Source organism: Pseudomonas huaxiensis, from assembly GCF_003231275.1.
GTDB lineage: Bacteria > Pseudomonadota > Gammaproteobacteria > Pseudomonadales > Pseudomonadaceae > Aquipseudomonas > Aquipseudomonas huaxiensis.
This window is the reverse complement of sequence record NZ_QKVL01000002.1, coordinates 262,530-282,839: the sequence shown is the minus strand read 5'-3', so window position 1 is coordinate 282,839 and position 20,310 is coordinate 262,530. Positions and strand designations below refer to the sequence as shown.

Annotated in this window: 15 protein-coding genes; 2 read left to right on the top strand and 13 right to left on the bottom strand. The window is 64.5% G+C overall.

Going from position 1 to position 20,310, the window contains the following annotated elements; genetic code table 11:
• Positions 1-86 precede the first annotated feature (86 nt).
• From DM374_RS04480 to DM374_RS04465, 4 genes are all read right to left on the bottom strand, one after another.
• On the bottom strand, positions 87-1,040 hold the full coding sequence (locus DM374_RS04480) for a FecR family protein (protein WP_110968796.1): 954 nt from the start codon (positions 1,038-1,040) through the stop codon (positions 87-89).
• A gap of 3 nt (positions 1,041-1,043) precedes the next feature.
• Positions 1,044-1,556 (bottom strand): RNA polymerase sigma factor, encoded by a 513-nt coding sequence (locus DM374_RS04475; protein WP_110968795.1) that lies wholly within the window; start codon positions 1,554-1,556, stop codon positions 1,044-1,046.
• Positions 1,557-1,710: 154 nt separating this feature from the next.
• On the bottom strand, positions 1,711-1,890 hold the full coding sequence (locus DM374_RS04470; protein WP_110968794.1) for a hypothetical protein: 180 nt from the start codon (positions 1,888-1,890) through the stop codon (positions 1,711-1,713).
• A 118-nt stretch (positions 1,891-2,008) separates the two neighbouring features.
• Complete coding sequence (locus DM374_RS04465; protein ID WP_110968793.1) at positions 2,009-2,170, bottom strand: DUF2986 domain-containing protein; 162 nt, start codon at positions 2,168-2,170, stop codon at positions 2,009-2,011.
• 122 nt (positions 2,171-2,292) lie between these two features.
• Between DM374_RS04465 and DM374_RS04460 the strand changes: the two genes are divergently transcribed.
• Together DM374_RS04460 and DM374_RS04455 are read left to right on the top strand one after the other, a co-directional pair.
• On the top strand, positions 2,293-2,793 hold the full coding sequence (locus DM374_RS04460; protein ID WP_110968792.1) for a hypothetical protein: 501 nt from the start codon (positions 2,293-2,295) through the stop codon (positions 2,791-2,793).
• Positions 2,794-2,862: 69 nt separating this feature from the next.
• Complete coding sequence (locus DM374_RS04455) at positions 2,863-3,309, top strand: GNAT family N-acetyltransferase (protein ID WP_110968791.1); 447 nt, start codon at positions 2,863-2,865, stop codon at positions 3,307-3,309.
• Positions 3,310-3,525: 216 nt separating this feature from the next.
• On the opposite strand, the gene DM374_RS04450 is transcribed toward DM374_RS04455, so the two are convergent.
• The 9 genes from DM374_RS04450 to DM374_RS04410 all read right to left on the bottom strand — a co-directional run bounded on the left by DM374_RS04450 (position 3,526) and on the right by DM374_RS04410 (position 20,293).
• A complete protein-coding gene (locus DM374_RS04450; protein ID WP_110968790.1) occupies positions 3,526-6,039 on the bottom strand; it encodes a TonB-dependent siderophore receptor in 2,514 nt (837 codons plus the stop codon).
• Positions 6,040-6,114: 75 nt separating this feature from the next.
• The gene (locus tag DM374_RS04445; protein WP_110968789.1) at positions 6,115-7,056 is read right to left on the bottom strand and encodes a FecR domain-containing protein; all 942 of its coding nucleotides are present in this window, start codon (positions 7,054-7,056) and stop codon (positions 6,115-6,117) included.
• Positions 7,056-7,601, bottom strand: a complete 546-nt coding sequence (locus DM374_RS04440) for a sigma-70 family RNA polymerase sigma factor (protein WP_404821291.1) — start codon at positions 7,599-7,601, stop codon at positions 7,056-7,058. Before DM374_RS04440 ends, DM374_RS04445 begins: the two co-directional genes overlap by 1 nt.
• Before the next feature lie 71 nt (positions 7,602-7,672).
• Complete coding sequence (locus tag DM374_RS04435) at positions 7,673-8,494, bottom strand: hypothetical protein (RefSeq protein ID WP_110968787.1); 822 nt, start codon at positions 8,492-8,494, stop codon at positions 7,673-7,675.
• 81 nt (positions 8,495-8,575) lie between these two features.
• Positions 8,576-9,412, bottom strand: coding sequence for an SDR family oxidoreductase (locus DM374_RS04430; RefSeq protein WP_110968786.1), 837 nt, complete (start codon positions 9,410-9,412; stop codon positions 8,576-8,578).
• Positions 9,413-9,419: 7 nt separating this feature from the next.
• Positions 9,420-9,902, bottom strand: coding sequence for a (R)-mandelonitrile lyase (locus tag DM374_RS04425; RefSeq protein ID WP_110968785.1), 483 nt, complete (start codon positions 9,900-9,902; stop codon positions 9,420-9,422).
• 161 nt (positions 9,903-10,063) lie between these two features.
• Positions 10,064-10,744, bottom strand: a complete 681-nt coding sequence (locus DM374_RS04420; RefSeq protein WP_110968784.1) for a phytanoyl-CoA dioxygenase family protein — start codon at positions 10,742-10,744, stop codon at positions 10,064-10,066.
• Between the two features lie 119 nt (positions 10,745-10,863).
• Entirely contained in the window at positions 10,864-11,583 is a 720-nt protein-coding gene (locus DM374_RS04415) for a Crp/Fnr family transcriptional regulator (protein ID WP_110968783.1), read from the bottom strand.
• Positions 11,584-11,665: 82 nt separating this feature from the next.
• Positions 11,666-20,293: a GH36-type glycosyl hydrolase domain-containing protein gene (locus DM374_RS04410; protein WP_110968877.1), complete on the bottom strand. Its 8,628-nt coding sequence runs from the start codon at positions 20,291-20,293 to the stop codon at positions 11,666-11,668.
• Positions 20,294-20,310: the final 17 nt, after the last annotated feature.

Sequence of the window (20,310 nt, the reverse complement as noted above, 5' to 3'; positions counted from 1 at the left end):
GAAATCAGCTAATTAAAAATCACTCTCAAATGGGAAAGACGCTGAAGATTTCAAACCTGACAGTGCCACGTGAAAAAATTTTCGGGTTATTGAATTTTGCGTTGCTCGTCCGGCTCCACCACCGTCAGCCACGGCAATTTGCGGATGCGGATTGGCAGCGACTGTTGCAGCAAGGCCAGTTGCGCGTCGAGGTCACGGGTTTCGAACAGGCCGGTGACCGGCAACTGGCGCAACGCCGGATCGCGGATCCACAGCAGTCCTTTGTGATACCGCGACAGTTCGTCGAGCACCTCGCCCAGCGGCTGGCCGTCGAAGATCAGCCGGTCGCGACGCCAGGCGGTCAGGCTGTCGGCGTCCACGTCGAGCGGTTTCGACACGCCATTGGCGTCGTAGGTGATGGTCTGACCGGCCTGCACCACGGTCTGCGTACCAACGCCCTGACGGGTCACGCCCACGCTGTGTTCGGTAACCACAAGGCGCACTCGCGCACCGCCGCGGCGCACGTCGAAGCCGGTGCCGAGGGCGCGCAGCGTACCGTCCGCTGCCTGCACCTCGAACGGTCGCGAGGCGTCGGCCGCGACCTGCACGAACAGCTCGCCGGCGTACAGGCGCAGCGTGCGGCGGTTGCCTTCGATCTGGATGTCGACACGGGTTTGCGGGGCCAGGTGCAACTGCGAGCCATCGCTCAACTGCAGCTCGCGGCGCTCGCCCGCGCCGGTGCGCTGGTCGGCCAGCCATCCGTCTTCGCGCACCTGCCACACGGCGCCGCTGGCCAGACCAAGCGCAAGTACGAGTCCCAGGACCGGGCCGGCGCGCCGTCGAGGCGCGGGGCGTTGCAGCGCACTGCCCAAGCGTTCCCACAGCCGTTCGGCGGCGAGCGACGCCGCCTGATGCTGCTCGGAGCGCTCGCACCAGCGCTGGTAGTTTGCCCAATCGCCGTCATCGGCCGTGCCGCTGTGCAGGTCCACCAACCATTGCAGCGCTTCATCGGTCAGGCCGGGCAGGGGACAGTCGAGGTCTTTCGCGCGAATCGTTGCCATCGCTCAGTCCTCCAGCAGCTCAAGGCTGCGGACGCAATGACGCAACGCACGCATGATGTATTTGCTGACCATGCTCGCGGAAACCTCCAGGCGTTCGGCAATCGCCTGATGGCTCAGGCCCTCGACGCGATTGAGCAGCAGCGCGGTGCGGCAATTTTCCGGCAGTTCGCTCAGGGCCAGGTGCAGGCACTGCAATTGCTGGCGCAACTCGAACAGCCGTTCGGGGCCGGGACGCGGGTCGAGCAATTCGTCCTGCACTTCCGTGAGGTCAACCGGTGAGCCCTGGCGTTTGCGCCCACGGGCAAGGTCGATGATCAGGTTGCCGAGCACCCGGATCAGGAAGAAGCGTGGGTTCAGGATGGTGTCGGTTTGCTGCTGCTGGCCGAGGCCGGCGTAGCGCACGAAGGTGTCCTGGGTGAGGTCGGCCGCCAACTCGCGATCGCCCAGACGGCGATAGGCGATGTTTTGCAAGTCGCGGTGATAAAGGCGAAACAACCGGCCCAGATCGTCAGCCAAAGCGAACCTCACGTGTCCAGAAGCCGGCAGGGCCCGGCGGGAAAACGCGAAGAATATAGTGATTAAGAATCGTTCGCAAATCTATCCGTTTGGCTTGGTTCCGCCTGCTCCCTTGCAGGAGCCAGGAGCAGGGGAAGGACGGAGCGGCTGTCGGTTAACGACCGCCCAGACGCCGAACGACTTCTCCCGCAACGTTGAACACCTCGTCCAACAGGCCGCCGAAACCTTCGAGCACTCCGCCCAGGCCGTCGGCCGCGAATGCGGTTTGCGCCGCCATCAGCGCCACGGTGGTGATACCGGTAACCAATACGGATTTCTGTACTGAATTCAACATGAAGACACTCCATTGCATGGCTTTGAGTAAGGGCTGATTCCCTTGCGTTGGAGTATCTGAAAAGCGCCCTGAACGTGAAAATCCTCTCTTTGTGTTATGGCAAAAGTAATAACGGGGCTCAGCTTTCAGCCGAAAGGGTATTGTCCTGGGCGGGCTCGGCTTCCAGCTTCAAGCGGTCAGCCTTGCTGATGTATTTGGGTTTGCTCTTGGGCGCCAGTTTGGCGCTGGCCTTTTTCGCGTGAGCTTTTAACAGCTGGTTGATCTTTTTACGGCGATTCATGTTTTCCACTCCCTCTGAACGTCTGCCGGGATGCGTATGATGGCTGCTTTTTCATTCCTGACAAGAATGGCCGCCATGCTACCTGACAAGGCCGTTTTCAGTTCGACGATCAAGGAGTATGTATGCCGGAAGAAATCAGCCCGTCAGTGGTGGCTCAATGGTTCGCGATATTTGACCTGGGCGCCATGCCGCATGACAGCACCTTCTCCGTTGTGCTGAGCAACGAGCCCATCGAACACTGGTTTTACAAGCGCAACAAGTTGCGGCCTGAGAGTTTGAAACTCGAACTGCTCGTCCCTTGCACCGGGCACTGGCGCGTCCAGTTGGAGCGTAATGACAACCTCTACCTGGCCCAGTGGCGTCCCAACGATGATCTGCGCATTGACTCCGAACAACTGCGCTATCGAAAACTCGTGAAGTGGCCACGGCTGGCGAGCCTCATGGATTTTCCCCGGTTGATCGAGCAACTGGAAAAGAGCCTGGATGTGCGCTTTTTACCTCATGCCAATATCGGTGCTCGCGGTGTTGAACCTGAAACGTTGGCGAATAATCCGCACTTGCGCCGTTGGTTGGCGCCTTGCGCGCAAACTTTTGGCTGGAACTGGAAAGTTCAGCCGCTTTGAGGGTGGGAGCCTTGCCAGGCTCGGATGTTTTGAGTGGCGAACACAACTTGCAGACACGGACGAAATGCCATGCAGATACGCAAACTGACCCACGACGACCTGCCCCGCGCCAGTGCCCTGTGCCAGGCGTCATTTATGGCGGCGGTTGCGCCCTCCCTGTCGGCGCAGGGCGTTGAAACCTTCGCCAAGGTGGCATCGGAGCAGGCGTTTGCCGAGCGTATGGAGGGCGACAACCTGATGCTGGTGTGTGTCGCGGAAGGGGTGCTCAGCGGGTTGATCGAGCTCAAGGAGGGGCGTCATGTGGCGATGCTGTTCGTCGCGCCAGGCTCGCAGCGTCGAGGCATCGGTCTGCACCTGATGAGCGCGGCGTTGGAGCAGGCCAGGGGGGAGGTCGTGACGGTCAGGGCGTCATTGTCTTCAGTGGCTGCTTACGAGCGGTACGGATTTGTTCTGGCAGGGGACGTTGGTGAGTTCGCTGGGCTGGTGTATCAGCCGATGGAGAAGCCGTTGTCTTGAGGGTCGATGGTAGTGTTTAGCGCCCTTGAGATGGTGCGCCGCGCGGGCGGGCGCATCGCTGGCAAGCCAGCTCCCACAGGGTCTTGAACACGCCCGAGATGTTGAGGCTGGATCAAAACACTGTGGGAGCCGGCTTGCCGGCGATGCGCCGCCCCTGCGGCGCTCGATCTTGAAAGCACTAAAAAACTGTCGCCTGGCACCAGGTCGCCATCAACCTCAGAAATCAGCCTTCAGCGTCACCGTGTAGTTACGCGGATCACCGTAGTGGTTGGCCGCGTACAGCCAGCCGATGGTGGAGTAGTACTTCTTGTCGAAGAGGTTGTTGCCGTTCAGGGCGACGCTGAAGTTCTTGTTGATCTGGTACGCAAGGCGGGCGTTCCAGATGGCGTAGCCGGCCTGTTCGATGTCTCCGACGCCGTCCGTACCACCGAAGTTGGAGTGGTAGTTACGGCTCTGAATGCTGGCGCCACCCCCGACGGTCCATTGGTTCAAATCATCCGGCAGCGTGTAGTCGGCCCAGAACCGCAGCATATGGCGCGGGGTGTAGCTGTTGAAGGTTGCACCGGATGCGGAGGTGCCATCGCCCGGGTCGTTGAGGTACTCGGTGGTGGTGTAGGTATAACCCGCGAAGAGTTGCAGGCCGGCCAGCACTTCACCACTGATTTCCGCGTCGAAGCCTTCGGCGCGAACCTTGCCCCCGGACACGTAGCAGTTGTCTTCGCCGTTCTGCCCGCACACAGAGTTGTAGTCGTACTGGGCGCGGTTTTTCTGATCGACGCGGAAGATCGCGATATTGGTGTTGACGCGGCCGTCGAACAGTTCGCCTTTCAGGCCGATCTCATAGTTGGAGCCTTCAAGCGGTTTCAGCGCGGCACTGTCTTCGCTCAGTTCCGTTTGTGGTTTGAAGATGTCGGCGTAGCTCACATAGGTCGACCACTGATCATTCAGCGCGTAGATCAGGCCGCCATACGGCGTGAACTCGCCGCTTTCCCTGGCATGGGCCGGCGTGGGTGAGGCGGTATTGAAGCGGTGCAGTTCGTAGTCGTATTTGTAGTTGCTGGCCCGTCCGCCCAGCACCAGGGTCAAGGGCTCTGTCAGCTTGTAGCGCACCACGCCATAAACGCCGTTCTGGCTGATCTTGCCCCTGGAGGTGCCGGCATAGGTGGTGCCGAGCAGTTGCTCCATGCTGGGTTTCTGTGGCGAAACCGGGTCGTAGAGGTTGATCGCTCCTAGGTTGAGCAGGCCGCCTTGCAGGTCATCGGTCTTCAGGTCGCTGGCGTTGGCGCCCACCACCACTTCGTGCTCAAGGTCGAAGGCGCGCCATTTGCCGGTGAGGTTGATGTCGGCGCCTTTGTTGACGTTTTCGAAGTCGTAGAGGTAAGCGCGTGAGCGCATGCCGTCGCCGGTTGCCGGGTCGACGGAACCGCGGCCGAAGCTGTAGAGGATGTAGTTGGTTTCGCGGATGTAACTGCCGGAGGCTTTCAGGCGCCAGTCTTCGTTGAAGTCATGGGTGATATCGGCGAAGTAGGTGGTTTGTTTGTTGTCCCACTTGTTCCAGTCGGCGCCGGTGAAGGTGGAACGCCCCGCGCTCACGGCGCTGCCGTCCTTGTTGCGCGGCAGGCCGCTGAAAAACGGTACGGCATGCAGGTCTTCCACGCTCACACCGGCGGCGAGGGTGGTGGCGTCGCTGAGGTCGTATTCGAGGATGCCGTAGAGAACGTTCTTGCGGCTTTCGGCCGTGTCGTAGAAGTAGTTCTGGTCTTCGTGCGCGGCCACAAAGCGGCCGCGCAACGCACCGTCGGCGCTGAGCGGGGCGCTGGCGTCGAGGGTCTGGCGATAGGTGTCCCAGGAGCCGGCGCTGGCGGTCACGGAGAGCGCGGCCTCGGCTTTCGGGCGTTTGCGCACCAGGTTGATGGCCGCGCCGGGGTTGCCGCTGCCTTGCAACAGGCCGTTGGCGCCGCGCAGGACTTCGACGCGGTCATACAGCAGGGTGTCGGAAGTGAAGCTGCTGCCGATGGCGTAGTAGCGGCGGTCGAGCGGCACGCCGTCGTACTGGATGGTTTCCACCTCGAAGCCGCGCGAGTAGATGTACTTGCCGCCGGACGGACTCTGGAACGTGGTGACGCCGGTGGTTTTTTCCAGCACTTCATCCAGAGTGTCGAGGCGTTGGTCGTCCATGGCCTTGCGCGTCACCACGCTGACCGACTGCGGGATGTCTTTCAGGCGGTGAGTCGACTTGCCGATGGTGACCGCACTGGACGTGTAGCTACCGGAATTCTCGGTGGTCGCATCGACTTGTCGACCGGTGATGCTCAACGGCTCCAGGTTCAAGGCGCCTGCCGGTGTGTTCAGCGGCGCAGGCTCCAGGCCATAGACGCCGTCCCCACGGCGTATGACTTGCAAACCGGTGCCGGCAAGCACCCGCAAAAATCCCTCTTCGATACCGTAGCGTCCTTCCAGCCCCGGGCTGGACAGGCCGCGGGCCAATTCGGGGGTGTACTGCAAGGTGATCCCGCCTTCACTCGCGAACCGCGCCAGCACCTGAGCCAGGCTGCCGGAACCGATGCTGTAGGTTTGCGGCGCCTGAATCGGCGCCGCCCAGGCGCAGACCCCCAGCCCCTGCAAGGCGAGCGTCAGGGCGCTCAAGGCAAGCATCCGTCGATAGCGAGGCGCGCAGGGTTTATCGAGGGCTGGCACGGTATGGCTGACCGCTGTGGAAGCGTGAATCATGGATAAGGTGTCCCTATGTATGTGGCAGTGTCATATCTAAGGACTGATGAGCGGTGGGAAACGGGCCAAACATTTTCAGCGGGCGGTGACGGTGACCCAATAGCGCGTCCGGTACTCGACATGCACCGGGAGCGTGGCGGGCAGCGCGGCGAGGATCTGGTCGGTCTTTTCAAGCTGGAACGCCCCGCTGATCGGCAGCCGCGCAACCTCTGGGGCGCACCGCAGCCAACCGTGGCGATAACGCCCCAGTTCACTGAGGAACTCACTCAATGGCATCTCTTCAGCGATCAACCGGCCGCGTGTCCACAGGCTGTCCTGCTCGCGAGCCGCCGCTACCGCCCCCGATCCCTGACTATTGAAATCGACTTGCTGGCCCGCCTCGATGACCTGCTGCAGTCCATGGGCGGGCGTCACCCGCACCGCACCCTCGAATACGGTCAATTGCGTGCTGCCCTCATGCTGGCGGACCAGGAAGCGCGTGCCCAGGGCCTCCATCAGGCCCTCGTTGCTGGCGACACGTAATGGCCGATGGCGAACACTGTGTGCATCGGCACCGCTGTCGACGAGGATTTCGCCGCGCAGCAGGCGGATCAGCCGTTGCTCCGGATCGAAGTTCACGTCCACGGCGCTGTTGGTGTTCAGGTCCAGAATGGTGCCGTCTGCCAGTTCCACCCGCCGATGTTCGCCGACGGCGGTGGTGTGGGAAGCCGCCGGTACGACCTGGCGATAGCCCGCATAACCCAGCGGTGCGGCGATGGCCAACACCAGCAGTTGCTTGAGCGTCTGCCGCCGCTCGCGGTTGAGCGTGCCCATGGCCAGGCGTTGTGGCAGCAGCCCCAATTGGGCTTGCACACGTTGTGCTTTCAGCCAGGCCCGTTCGTGCTCGGGGGCGGCGGCGCGCCAGCGAGCACAGGCGTCGCGCTCTGCGGGACTGACCTGCTCGTCGAGCATCAACATGTACCAACGGGCGGCTTGCCGGGCCACTTCCGGGCTGATGCGTGACCTGTTGGCGTGCATCAGAAATCGTCTTCGAACAGGATGCAGGCTTCCACCGCGCTGGCCATGTGGCGCTTGACCGTGCGTTCGCCGATGCCCAGGCGCTGGGCGACCTGCACATAGGTCAGACCCTCCAGTTGAACCAGCAGAAACACCGAGCGCACGGCTGGTTTGAAGGTATCGAGCAGGACATCCAGTTGCTGCAGGGTTTCCTGCAGCGAAAACCGTTCTTCTTCGGAAAGGTCGAAGGCCTCGGGCAGTTGCGCGAGCAATTCCAGATAGGCCCGTTCCAGCGATTGCCGACGAAAATGGTCATACACCAGGCGCCGGCCCACGGTGGTCAGGTAGGCCCGGGGCCGTTGCAGGGTCAGGCTGGCGCCGGCCTTTTGTTGCGCCTGAAGAATCCGCAGAAAGGTGTCCTGTGCCAGATCGGCAGCCTGGGCCGAGCAGCCCAATCGACGGTACAACCACTGCTTGAGCCAGCCATTGTGCTCGGTGTAGACCTGACTCAGATCATCGTTGATCACGGGTAAACCCTCCGGTGCGATGGGCGCACCATAAATGATAACGATTATCAAATCAATTCGAGCCGCAAGGCGTCAATCGGCAATCCTGCGAACCTTGAATCAGGCGCCTGCTACGGGTGCAACTCGGAGTTCGCCATCAACGTGAACAGCCGCAGGTTCCTGGCCATCGGGTTCTCGATCGAAGCGGGGAAGGTCTGCAGCAGCATCGCGTTGTTGAAGCGGTCGAGGCTGGTGGTGGGGATGTATTTGCCCGTTTCCGGGTGGTCGTTGGTGCGCAATCGCAGCGGTTCGTGGGCGTCGGGCAGGGTGTAGGTCAAGCGTTTGCTCGTACCTGCCTGGTCCATGACCAGCGTCCCGGTGGTCGCGTCGTAGCTGGCGTTACTCGCCTCATGGGTCAGCAGGATCTTGTTGGTTTTCGGGTTGTACCAAAGCAGATGAACCTGCCCGCCGTGCAGGTAAACGAACTGCACCGCATCGGTTTCGCGGTCCACGACGCCACGGCTCAGGTACAGGCCGTCCAACGGGGTGAACAGTTCGATTTCCAGCATGTCCGTGGCGGCGCCGGGTTCCTGACCGAATTTTGCGTAGAGGTCGCTCATGATGGCCTTGAGCGGTACCCACAGAGAGGTTTCCAGGGTATCGGCATCCAGTTTGACGATGCCGTCATGGGCGGTGGACAGGTCGATCGAATATGTGAGGGATTCCCGCGGCGGAATCGACGAGCAGTTCTCACGGTGCTCGATGATGTAATCGTCCGCAGCTTCGTAGCCACCCTGCGCCCACGCCTGAGCGAGAGCCTTGGCCGACGTTTCGTCCAGGCAGTTCATGATGCCTTCGACCTGTTCGATCGCGTCGACCGTTGTCACTTTGGCGGCTGCGGCGTTCATCGAGAGTGCTGCGAGCAGGCTCAGCAGCATCAGTTTTTGCTTCATTGCAGATGATTCCTGGAGGGACGACGGCTTGATATCGGCCAGGGGGCACTGGCCTTTAACAGGCGTCGGCAACAGCCTGGATCAGCCTGCCGCCAGGTCGCCGTACCAGTAAGCCGCGGTGACGCCGCCATCCATGAGGAAATCGCTACCGGTGATGAATGTCCCCTCAGGCCCCATCAGCAGCGCCGCTACAGCCGCCACTTCATCCGGAGTGCCGCCGCGCCCGGCGGCGCTGAGGGCAATCATGCGCCGGTAGCCTTCACCGCGCGGGCCGCTCAGTTCGTCCCGGGCCAGCGGGGTGAAGATGATGCCGGGGCTGATGGTGTTGACCCGCGCACCGCGTTTGCCCCAGCGCACGGCTTCGGCCATCACCCGCAGCGAGTTGCCGCGCTTGGAGAGCTGATAGGCGTGCAACGGGTCGGTCACCTTGTCGGCCTGCAGCATCGGCAGTGCCAGCAGTTCCTCGACTGGGGTGGTCGCCAGTGCCGTGTTCTGTTCGGGTGTCAGGGCGCGGAGGCGATGGCCGGATTGCGATGCGATGACGATTCCGGTGCCGCCCTCGGCGATCACATCGCCGAACAGTTCCAGCACCAAAGCGGTGCCGTACAGGTCGACGCGCAGGATGGTTGCCACCGGTGCTTGCGACGGTGAAACGCCAGCGGCGTGAATCACGCCGGTGATCTCACCGAGGGCGCTCGCCAGTTGAACCAGGGCGTGCACCGACGCCCGCGAGGCCACATCGACCACGGCGGTGGTCACCTCGAATCCACCGTCGAGCAACACCCTGGCCGCGGCATCGGCGTTTTCCTGGCGCAGGTCGGCCAGCACGACGTGCCTGCCCGCGCTGACGCGGCGGGCAATCGCCAGACCGATGGAACCTGCGCCGATAACGACCGTGACTGTAGTGGGCTTTTTCATCGATACCTCAGTGCTCACGGCCGTGGCCGTAGTCTTCGTCGCTGACCTGTTCCATCCAGTCGACCACCTTGCCGTCGAGTACTTCGGCAATGGCGATGTGGGTCATGGCGGTGGTCGCGGTTGCGCCATGCCAGTGCTTGACGTTCGGCGGGATCCACACGGTGTCGCCGGGTTTGATGGAGCGCACCGGCTGCCCCAACTCCTGAACCAGGCCGGCGCCGCCGGTCACGATCAAGGTCTGGCCCAACGGATGGGTGTGCCAGGCGGTGCGGGCGCCGGGTTCGAAGGTCACGGTGGCGCCGCTGACCCGGGCGTTATGGGTGCCCTTGAACGGCGCGTCCACGCGGACGGTGCCGGTGAAGTAATCGGCGGACCCCTTGGCCGAGGGCTGCGAGCCGTTGGGCGTGACGGTGAGCACGGGTTTTTCCTCGGCGGTGGCGTCGAGGGCGAGCAATGACAGCGATAACGCCGTGGCGGCGAGGCGTTTCATGACGATCCCCCTGGGCATCTGTATTGATGGGTGCGGTGGGCACTTCGTCAATCTATCAGTGGGGGATTGGCCTGATTAGCCGAAGGAATCAGATAGGAGCGATGAGGCGTGTTCATGAGTGGGGGCTTGCCAGCGCTGCGCCGCGCGAGCGGCGCCCGGTCTCACACTCCCGAAAAACCAAAATCCCCAGGCTCGAAACGATCACTGGTATCCATCGTGACACCGCGCAGCGCCGCCGTTTCCTGGTGCATCGGGTACAACGGCTCGGCGAAATAGCCGACCAGCAGCGAGCGCCGATTGGCGCCGCTCACATTCAGGCTGGCCGCGTGCACCAGGTCGACATCGAACACCAGGATGTCGCCCGCGCTACCTGAAAGCTGCACGGCGCCGGACTCGTCATTGAAATCGAAGGGCGCTTCGCCCGGCGCCGGACGGTGGCTGCCGGGGACGATACGGGTCGCGCCGTTTTCGGGGCCGTAGTTGTCGAGATAGACCATTGCGCTCACCTTGTCGCCCGGACGTTGGGCCGACAGGTCGCGGTGCAGTATCTGTTGACCGCCCCCGGCGAGCGGGGCGCGGCCTTCGACCTGGGCCAGGAAGAACCGGTCGCCGATCAACTCGCCCACCACCGCCAGTAGCGCCGGCAGACGGCACACCGCCTGAATTTGCGCGTCACCGTCCAGTTGCGAATGCTGCCAGTCCCAGCCGCGTGGCGCGGGCCACTGGTCCGACGGTTTTATCCCGGCATCGAACACGGCACGCAGGTGCTCCAGCCAACCGGCAGGAACTGCCTGGCGCATAAGCAAATAGCCTTGGCGGTGAAGTTGCTCGCGGTCAGTCATGGCGCTTTCGATTCCCTTTTCGGCACGGCGTACTGGATGACGGCCGCCAGCCTAAAGCATCGGCTGACGGCCCGCCATTGATTGAGCGCAGGGTTTTTGCGGCGTGTTCGCGGGCGGCCCTAGCCGGGCGGCGAGTAGGGCAGCAGGCGTTCGGTCTCCTTTTTCACCACGGCATAGCACTCGCAACTGAGCTGTTCCAGGCGGGCCCGGTCGAGCACCTTGATAGTGCCCCGGCTGTACTCGATGACGCCCAGCCGCTGCAGCTTGCCAGCCGCGTCGGTGACGCCCTCGCGGCGCACACCGAGCATGTTGGCGATCAGCTCCTGGGTCATGCACAACTGATTGCCCGGCAGGCGGTCCAGCGACAGCAATAGCCAGCGGCACAGTTGCTGGTCGATCGAGTGGTGCCGATTGCACACCGCGGTCTGTGCCATCTGGGTGATCAGCGCCTGGGTGTAGCGCAGCATCAGCATCAGCAGTTCGCCATGGCGGTTGAATTCATCCTTGAGCCGCTGTCCCGGCAGGCGATAGGCGTGCCCGGCGCTTTGCACAATGGCGCGGCTGGGCGTGCTTTCGCCGCCCATGAACAGGGCGATGCCCACCAGCCCTTCATTGCCCACCACCGAAATTTCCGCCGAGGCGCCGTTCTCCATGACATACAGCAGCGACACGATCGAGTCGGTGGGGAAGTAGACATGCCGCAGGGTGTCGCCGGACTCGTAGATCGCCTTGCCCAGCGGCAGTTTGATGTACTCCAGATCCGGCAGCAGGCGCTCGAACGTCTGGCTGGACAGTGCGGCCAGCAGGTGGTTGTGCCGAGGTTCAGGTACGGGGCGCATGGTCGGAACCTTTGGGCAGCGGATCGAGTGAACAAGCCTAGCTCATCGTGTTTTGTCGATCGTCATCGGGCTGCCAGGCGGCTCAAGTCACCGCTGAAGCACAGGGCTGGCAGCGGGCAATGACCTGATGCGCGACGCCATCGTCGCTCAGGCGCAACGTGGACCCGGCAACGGCCTGGCCGTCCAGACTGAGGCTCAGTTCGGCATCAACACTGTTGCGCACTTCGATACGGTACGGCGTGTCGCCGAAGCGGTAATGCAGGGTGTAGCCCGGCCAGTCGGCGGGCAGCAGCGGCCGGATGCGCAAGGTGTCGCCGCAACGGTGCAAGCCCAGCAGGCTTTCTACGATAAGGCGGTACATCCAGCCCGCCGAGCCGCTGTACCAGCTCCAGCCACCGCGGCCGGCATGGGGGGCCACCGCGTAGACATCGGCGGCCATCACATAAGGCTCGACCTTGTAGGTATCGATCAACGCTGCGCAGCCCTGGCGTACGGGGTTGATCAGGCGCATCAGTTCCCAGGCCTTGTCGCTGTCGCGCAGGCGGGCGTAGGCCATGCTGGCCCAGATGGCCGCGTGGGTGTATTGCCCGCCGTTTTCGCGCACGCCGGGCACGTAGCCCTTGATATAGCCGGGGTCCAGGTCGCCCTGGTCAAAGGGCGGATCGAGCAGTTGCACGATGCCGATGTCGCGGCGCACCAGATAACGGTCCACCGCATTCATGGCTGTGCGGGCACGCTCGGCCGGGGCAATGCCGGAGAGCACTGCCCAGCTCTGCGCCAGCGAATCGATCCGGCATTCCTGGTTGCCCGCCGACCCCAGCACCTGACCGTCGTCGAACCACGCGCGGCGGTACCAATTGCCGTCCCAGGCGTGTTTTTCCAGATTGTCCGCCAGCGCCGTGGCTTGCTTGGCGCAACTCAGTGCGAACTCGCTGTCGCCCTGGCGCTGGGCAAGACGCCCGAATGCCTGCAGCACTTCATGGCCGAAGAAGCCCAACCAGACACTTTCCCCCAGCCCCTGTTCGCCGACCCGGTTCATGCCGTCGTTCCAGTCGCCGCTGCCCATCAGCGGCAGACCATGAACGCCGCATTGCAAGGCGTGGCCGAGGGCGCGCCGGCAATGCTGGTACAGGCTTTCCATCAGCGGCGAACGGGCGGGCAGGTCGTAATAGGACTCTTCACCGGAATGCAGCGCCCGGCCCTCGATGTAACCCACAGGCTCGTCCAGCACGCTGCTGTCCCCGGTGACCTGCACATAGCGGCTGGTCGCCAAAGGCAGCCACAGCAGGTCGTCCGAGCAGCGGGTGCGCACGCCGCGCTGCAATGGCGGATGCCACCAATGCTGCACATCGCCTTCGGCGTATTGGTGCGCGGCACAGGTCAGCAGGTGCTGGCGCGCCGCCGCCGGGGCGGCGTGGACCATCGCCATGCTGTCCTGCAACTGGTCGCGAAAACCGATGGCGCCACCGGACTGGTAAAAACCGCTGCGGGCCCAGAAGCGGCAAGCGATCACCTGGTACATCAACCAGCCGTTGACCAGCACATCCAGCGCCGGCTCGGGCGTTTCGACCCGCACAGTGTCCAGGGTGCGCCGCCAGTAAGCCTGCACCTTGTCGAACTCGTCCATGGCCACCCGCAGGCCGCGGAACTGCTTCACACAGCGGCTGGCGGCTCCGGCGTCCCGTTCCGCCCCAAGGCGGAACACCACTTCGCAGCTTTCGCCGGCTTCCAGCAACAGGCTGACCTGCAACACCGCGCACGGGTCGAGGCCGCCGCCAGTTCGCCCCGACAGCCGCGCCTGACGCAGGCCGGCCGGTGCCTGGGCGTCGCCGTTGCGGCCGAGAAATTCGGTGCGGTCGCAGGTGATGCCGTGGAACGGCTGGTCGCAATCGAGGAAGGCGACATGCCCGGAAAATTCGATGGCGTGGGCGTTGCGGGCAAACAGTGCGCCGCTGACCGGGTCGGTTTCGCTGACCACATGCAGGGCCGTCTTGCTGCGCAGGTCGCCCAGCACCCACTCGACAAAGCAGGTGGCCGACAGCCGCCGTGCCCGGCGCGAATCATTGTGCAGCTTCAGGCGGCTGAACTTGACCGGTGCCTCCAGCGCGACATGCACCCACAACTCACTGCGCAGGCCTTCCTCGGCGTACTCGAAGACGCTGTAGCCGAAGCCGTGGCGGGTGCGATAGCGGCCGGGCCCCGGACAGGGTCGCGGGGTCGGTGACCAGCAGTGGCCAGTGTCTTCGTCACGCAGGTAAATGACCTCGCCGCCGGGGTCGCTGACCGGATCGTTGTGCCAGGGTGTCAGCCGGAATTCATGGGCGTTTTCATGCCAGGTGTAGGCGCTGCCAGCCTCCGAAAGCACGCTGCCGAAGTTGGGGTTGGCGAGGACGTTGACCCACGGCGCCGGTGTCGGCCGGCCCGGAATCAGAGGAATGATGTATTCGCGCCCGTCAGCGCTGAAGCCGCCATAGGGGTTTTCCAGCAGCAGCGCGGCGTCGTCCGCCTGTGTCTGGTTGGCAGGTGCAGGCCGGGCGTACAAAGGTTTTGACTGGAAACCCGCGGGTGCCGGCGCGGCGCGGCGGCGATGCAGTTGCTCGGCGAGGCTGCCCAGGTTGTCGTTGAGGACAAGGCGCGCCACCGCGAGGGTCAAAATCCGGTCCTCTTCGCCCAGTTGCTGAGCCGGTCGCACGAATATACCGCCAGGACGGTCGAGCAGCGCCGCCTCGCTGCCGGAGGTGACCACGCCCATGATCAGGTCCTGTAATTGCTGGCGGTAGCCGGCCTGGTCTTCGTTCCAGATCACCAGGTCCAAAATCAGGCCTTTCTGCCGCCAATAGGCATGGGCGAGCACCAGTTGCTTGACCAACTGGATATTGGCCGGGTCGGCGATCTGCACCAGCACGATCGGCAGATCCCCCGACAGCCCCTGGCCCCACAGCGCCGACTGGCTGCGCCGGTTGCTGGCGATCAGGGTGCTGCCGGCGCGATGGCTGGCGTTGGGGTAGATCACCGACGCCGCCATCTGCTCGAACAGCCGGGCATCGGCCAGCGAGCCGTTGAGCTGGCGCAGCAGCACCTGGCTGTGTGGCCAGGCGAGGTCGAAGACGCGGTCGGCAAGGTGGCGGTCGCGGTATTGAGTGATCTGTTGCAGGCAGGCGTCGCGGCTGCTGGCAACGCCAGTGACCAGATCGAGGGTTGCAGTCTGGCCGGGCGCCAGGGTGATGCGGCAGCGGATCGCGACAATCGGGTCGAGCACCGCACCGGCGCTGTCGGAAAGCGCTTCGACCTCGGCATCGAGTGCCGCCGGGGCCGACAGATTTCGACCACGGCCGATAAAGCGGGCGCGGTCGGTTTCATAGGAAATGGCATCGATATCGACGCCGTGCACCGCCAGCACATGGCACATCCACGGCACCGGGTCCTGTTGCGAGCGCGGTCGCCGGGTGCAGACGATGGCTTGCAGCGGACGGATCAGTTCGGTCTGTACGAACAGTTTGCTGAAGGCCGGGTGCAGCGCGTCGCTGATGGCCGGCGCCAGCACCACCTCGGCGTAGCTGGTCAGTTCCAGGGTGCGCGACGCTTCGCTGTGGTTGGTCAGGTGCAGGCGGCGCAGTTCGATGTCGTCCTCGGGGGACACGGCGATTTCGGTGTGGCAGTCGAAATCATGGGCGCGGATACGGAACTCGGCGCGGCCGTCGCTGAAGATCGCTTCCTGGTGTTTGCTGGTGTGCCGCGTCGGCTGGTAGGTGGTGGACCAGTAGGCGCCACTGTCGACATCGCGCAGGTAGCAGAAGCTGCCCAGGCTGTCGCAGGTGGCGTCTTCATGCCAGCGGGTCACCGCGAGGTCGTTGCACCGGCTGTAGCCGCTGCCGGTGTTGCTGAGCATGACGTGGTAGCGGCCGTTGGACAGCAACTGCACCGCCGGGTGACGCCGGTTCGGTTCGTTGAATACCCGCAGGCGGGTTTCGGCGGCGCGGCCGCCGGCCTCCAGGCTCGGCGCCTGAACGCTGTGCAGGTACTGTGCTGCGGTTTTTGGCACGCGCTCCTGCAACAGCAGCATGTTTGCCTGGAACTGCGGGTCGGAGGCAAAACGCCGCTGCATGGGTTGCTCCAGCAGCAGCGAGGTCAGGGCGAGAAAGCTCATGCCCTGGTGGTGCGCCATGAACGAACGGATGACCACCGCGTCCTGCCCCGGCGGCAGGCGTGCCTCGGTGAAGTCGACGGCCTCGTACAGCCCGAAGCGCCCGCCCAGCCCTTTCCCGTGGAGCCGCTGCAGGTTCTTGCAGGCTGCCGTCGGCGCGACCATCAGCGCCAGCGCGCTGGCGTAGGGCGCCACTACGCGTTCTTCGCCGAGGCCGCGCTTGAGGCCCAGCCCCGGTACGCCAAAGGCGCGGTATTGGTAGTTGAAATGGATATCCAGCGCGTTGTACGCCGACTCTGATACACCCCAGGGCAGGCCGGACAGATTGCCGTGATCGATCTGCCGGGTGACGGCGGCGCGGCAGGTCTGGTCGAGCAGGGTGCCTTCATAGCTGGGCATCACCAGCAGCGGCATCAGGTACTCGAACATCGAGCCGGACCAGGACAGCAGCACCGGCACCCCGGCATTGCTGGTCAGCAGGCGGCCAAGGGCGAACCAACTGGCCTGCGGCACCTGGCCCTGGGCGATGACGACGAAATGGGTCAGGCGCATTTCCGAGGCGAGCAGGTCGTAGAACGCAGTATCGAGGCGGTGCTCATCGGCGTTGTAGCCGATGGCGAACAGGTCCCGCTGGCTGTCGTAGAGAAAACTGAAGTCCATCTCGGCCACAGCGGTGATGCGCTCGGCCAGTTGCTCGGCCTGTGCGATGCGCTGGCGGGCGATGGCCTGCACCCGGGCCACGGCTGGTTGCTCGGCATGCGGCCACTGTTCAGCCGGCACCTGGGCCAGTTGGCGCCAGCTCAGTGAGGACGCGAGCGGCGCGGCGGTGCCGGGAGGCAGTTGCAGGCGTGTCAGCTCGGCAGACAGGTCGAGCGCTTGTTGGTGCAGTGCCTGCAACCAGAATCCCGCGTCGTTGGGGTCGTCCGGGTGCTGGTCGTTCAGCGTTTGCAGGCGCTGGGCCAACAGCGGCAACAGGGTCGCCGCCGAGGCGTCCGTTCGCCCATGAACGGCCTGGACCTGATCGCGCAACGCTTGAACTTCCTCAGTGTCACGCCCTGCGACGGTGAAGGCTTCGATCAAGGCGTCAAAGCTGTCCAGCAGGCCAGCGGTCACGCGCTGGTCGTGTACCGGCGTGTCGGCCATTGCCAGCAAGCCGGGGCGCAAGGTCAGCAGCAGCCCGGCGAGGTTGCCGCTGTCCACCGCCGAGACATACAGCGGTGACAGCGGCAGCAAGGTCTGGGTGTCGTACCAGTTGTAGAAGTGGCCTTTGTAGCGTTCAAGACGGTCGAGGCTGTCGAACATCCGGCCGAGGCGTTCGAACAACCGGTCTGCGCTCAGGTAGCCGAAATCATGGGCCGCAAGGTGCGAGAGCAGCGCCATGCCGATGTTGGTCGGCGAGGTGCGGTGGGCGATGCTGGCGAAGGGCGGTTCCTGGATATTGTCCGGTGGCAGCCAGTTGTCTGCGGGGCCGACATGCTGGTCGAAGAACGCCCAGTTGGCGCGGGCGAGGCGGTGCAGGAACCGCAGGTCTTCGGCCTGTGGCGTGAAGGCGGCGCGGCGCTGCGGCCGGCTCAGCCACCAGGCCAGGGCCGGACCGAGCAGCCAGGCCAGCAGCAGCGGCGAGGCGAGCAGCAGGGTGGCGGGCTGTGGCCACAGCGCAACGGCCAGCAGCAGCGCAATCGCCGGGGCTACCCACATGGCCTGGTACAGCGCCCGCAGGGTATTGACCCCGCTGCGCTCTTCTTCCCGCGAAGGGTTCCACTGCAACAGCCGGCGCTTGCTGACGAACAGCCGCCATAAGGTGCGGGCGATGGCGTCGAGGCTGTTGCTGGCCTCGAAGGGCAGCCAGGCCAGCGCCAGGCCGGCGCGGGCGAAGCCACTGCCGGAGGTGCGCAGCGCGGCCAGCAGGTGCTGGCCGAGCGGCACGTCGGTGGTCTTGCGGCGCAGCTCCAGCAGGCTATCCAGTATCGGCCGGGTCAGTGCCAGCCCGAGCACCGCGAGGGTCCAGGTCAGCGGCGAGGCGGCGGCCAGCCAACCCCACAGCAGCACCACCAGCAGCGCGGCCGGTTCCAGGCTGCGGCGCAGGTTATCGACGATCTTCCAGCGCGACAGCGCGCTGAGCCGGCAATGCGTCGGGCCATGGGTGCCGGTGTGCATCCACGGCAGCAGCCAGGGCAGCAACTGCCAGTCCCCACGGATCCAGCGATGCCGCCGCTTGATATCGGCGCTGTAGCGTGGCGGGTAGGTTTCGAACAACTGCACGTCGCTGAGCAGGCCGGCGTGCGCATAGCAGCCTTCGATCAGGTCGTGGCTGAGCACGCGGTTGTCGGCGAAGCAGCCGTCCAGCGCTCGCTCGAACGCGTCCAGGTCATAGATGCCTTTACCGATGAACGAGCCGCTGAGGAACAGGTCCTGATAGACGTCCGACACCGCCTGGGTATACGGATCGACTCCGGCGTCGCTGCCGAACAACCGGGTATAGGCCGAGCGTGAGGCGCTGGGCAGGCTGATGCCGACGCGGGGCTGGAGGATCGCGTAGCCGGACTGCAGACGCCCGCTGGCGGCATCGAAGCGCGGGCGGTTCAGCGGATGCTGCAGGGTGCCGACGAACTGCCGGGCGGCATCGCGGGGTAACTGGGTGTCGGTGTCCAGGGTGATGACATAACGAACATCGCGCAGGCGCTCCACGTCGCCGACGATGGCGATGAACCGCTCGCGCCCATGGCCGCGCAGCAGGGCATTGAGGTCGGCGAGTTTGCCGCGTTTGCGCTCATGGCCCATCCAGCGCTCTTCGGTGACGTTCCACTCCCGCGGGCGATGCAGCAGGAAGAAGTGTTCGCTGTCGATGCCAGGGTGCTTGCGGTTCAGCGCCTGGATGCCGGCGCTGGCCAGGGCAAGCAGTTCGCCGTCTTCGGGCAGCGTCTGCTGGCGTGCATCCATGAAGTCGCTGAGCAAGGCGAAGTGCAGGTGGTCATCGCGGTTGGCGAGAAAGCGCACTTCCAGGCCTTCGAGCAGTTCTTCGACATCGCCAGCCGTGGCCAGCAGGGTCGGCACCACCACCAGCGTGCGGGCATCGGCGGGGATACCCAGGGTGTAATCCAGGCGCGGCAGAAACGACGGTTTCACTGTCAGCGTCACCAGCCAGTTGATCAGGTCGAGGGCGAGGCGGCTGGTGGTCAGCAGGATCGGCACGGCCATCGCCACCACGACCGCCGCCGACCAGCCATCAGCCTGAATGGCGCGCAGGAAGTACCACCCCAGCAGGCACGACAGCAGTGCGGCGGGAGCCAGATAGAACACCAGTGGCGCCCGGTGCAGCAGACGCTGCCAGCGTTCGCTCGCGGGTACCCTGGCGTTGAGTCGCTGCTCCAGCAGCGGCCGGCCCGCGCCCGTCAGGAAGTAGCCGACATGTGCGGAGGGCTCGTCCGGCGCGGCCTGCGTCGATTGCGCAAGTTCGACCGCCAGCCCCGCCACGGTCGATTCGCTGGCGAGGCAGTGGCGCGCCAGCCGTTCGACGGCATGGCGGTAGTGATCGCGGCTGGCGAAGTCCATGGCGTGATAGACCGCCGCCGGGTCTTCGCCGAGGATCCGTTCGACCTGGCTCAGGTGCTCGACGAAATCCCGCCAGTCCGTGCTCGACAGCAGGCGCAGGCTGCCGATGCTGTTGCTGATCGACACTTGGTCGATGGCCTGCTGTTGGGCGTCGAGTTGTACGAGGCGCTCGATGCTCAGTGCCGATTCGCCGAGCATCTGTTCGATCCAGGCCAGCGGTTGGGTCAGCGTGGCGCTCTGGCCGTGCAGGCGCCGGGCCAGTTCGGCGACGAAGGCGGCGGTCATCGGCGGCGCCGAGCGGGCCATGTCCGCCACCACCAGCACCACGCTCTTGGCATCGCGCTCAGCAATCTCGCCGAGGCGATCGGCCCAGAGGTTGGCCAGGTCGCGGTCGGCCCAGTTGGCCATGACCCGCGCCGCGACACGGCGCAGGTTCTCGATCAGCGCCAGGCGCAGCATGATCGGAATCGCCCACAGCTCGCCGAGGGTCAGCGTGCTGACCTGCTGATAGGCCTCGACGAAGCGGCTCAGGCTGTGTGCATCGACCCGGCCATCGCCGTGGGAGATGGTCTCCAGGGCGATGTCGTAGACCCGCGGCAACCCCGCCGAAGGGCCGTTGTCCAGGCGCGGCAGTTGCAGGCTGTAGCCGCGGGGCAGGTGGCGCTTGGCGATGCGGATATGCGTCTCGACCAGATAGAAGTTGTCCAGCAGCCACTGCACCGCCGGCAGGCTCGGCCGCGAGTCGGGCTGGACGCCGGCGAGGGCGGCGCAACTGGTGGCGAGGGTCTTTTCGTTGTCGGCCAGGCGGTCGAGCAGTGCATCGTCGGCGGGCAGTGTGCTCAGGCGATGCTGGCCGGCGAGCCAGCTTCCGTGTTCGGCCATCTGTTCGGTGCTGTACAGCTCGGAACGCAGCAGGTTTTCGTAGGTGAACGAGCGAGAGGGTGAGCGCCAGCGCCGGGCGAGCTCGGGCAGGTGTCGAGCAAAGGCGAGTGCGCGAAGCCAGGGGTTTTCCATGGTGTCCTTGCCGGTCG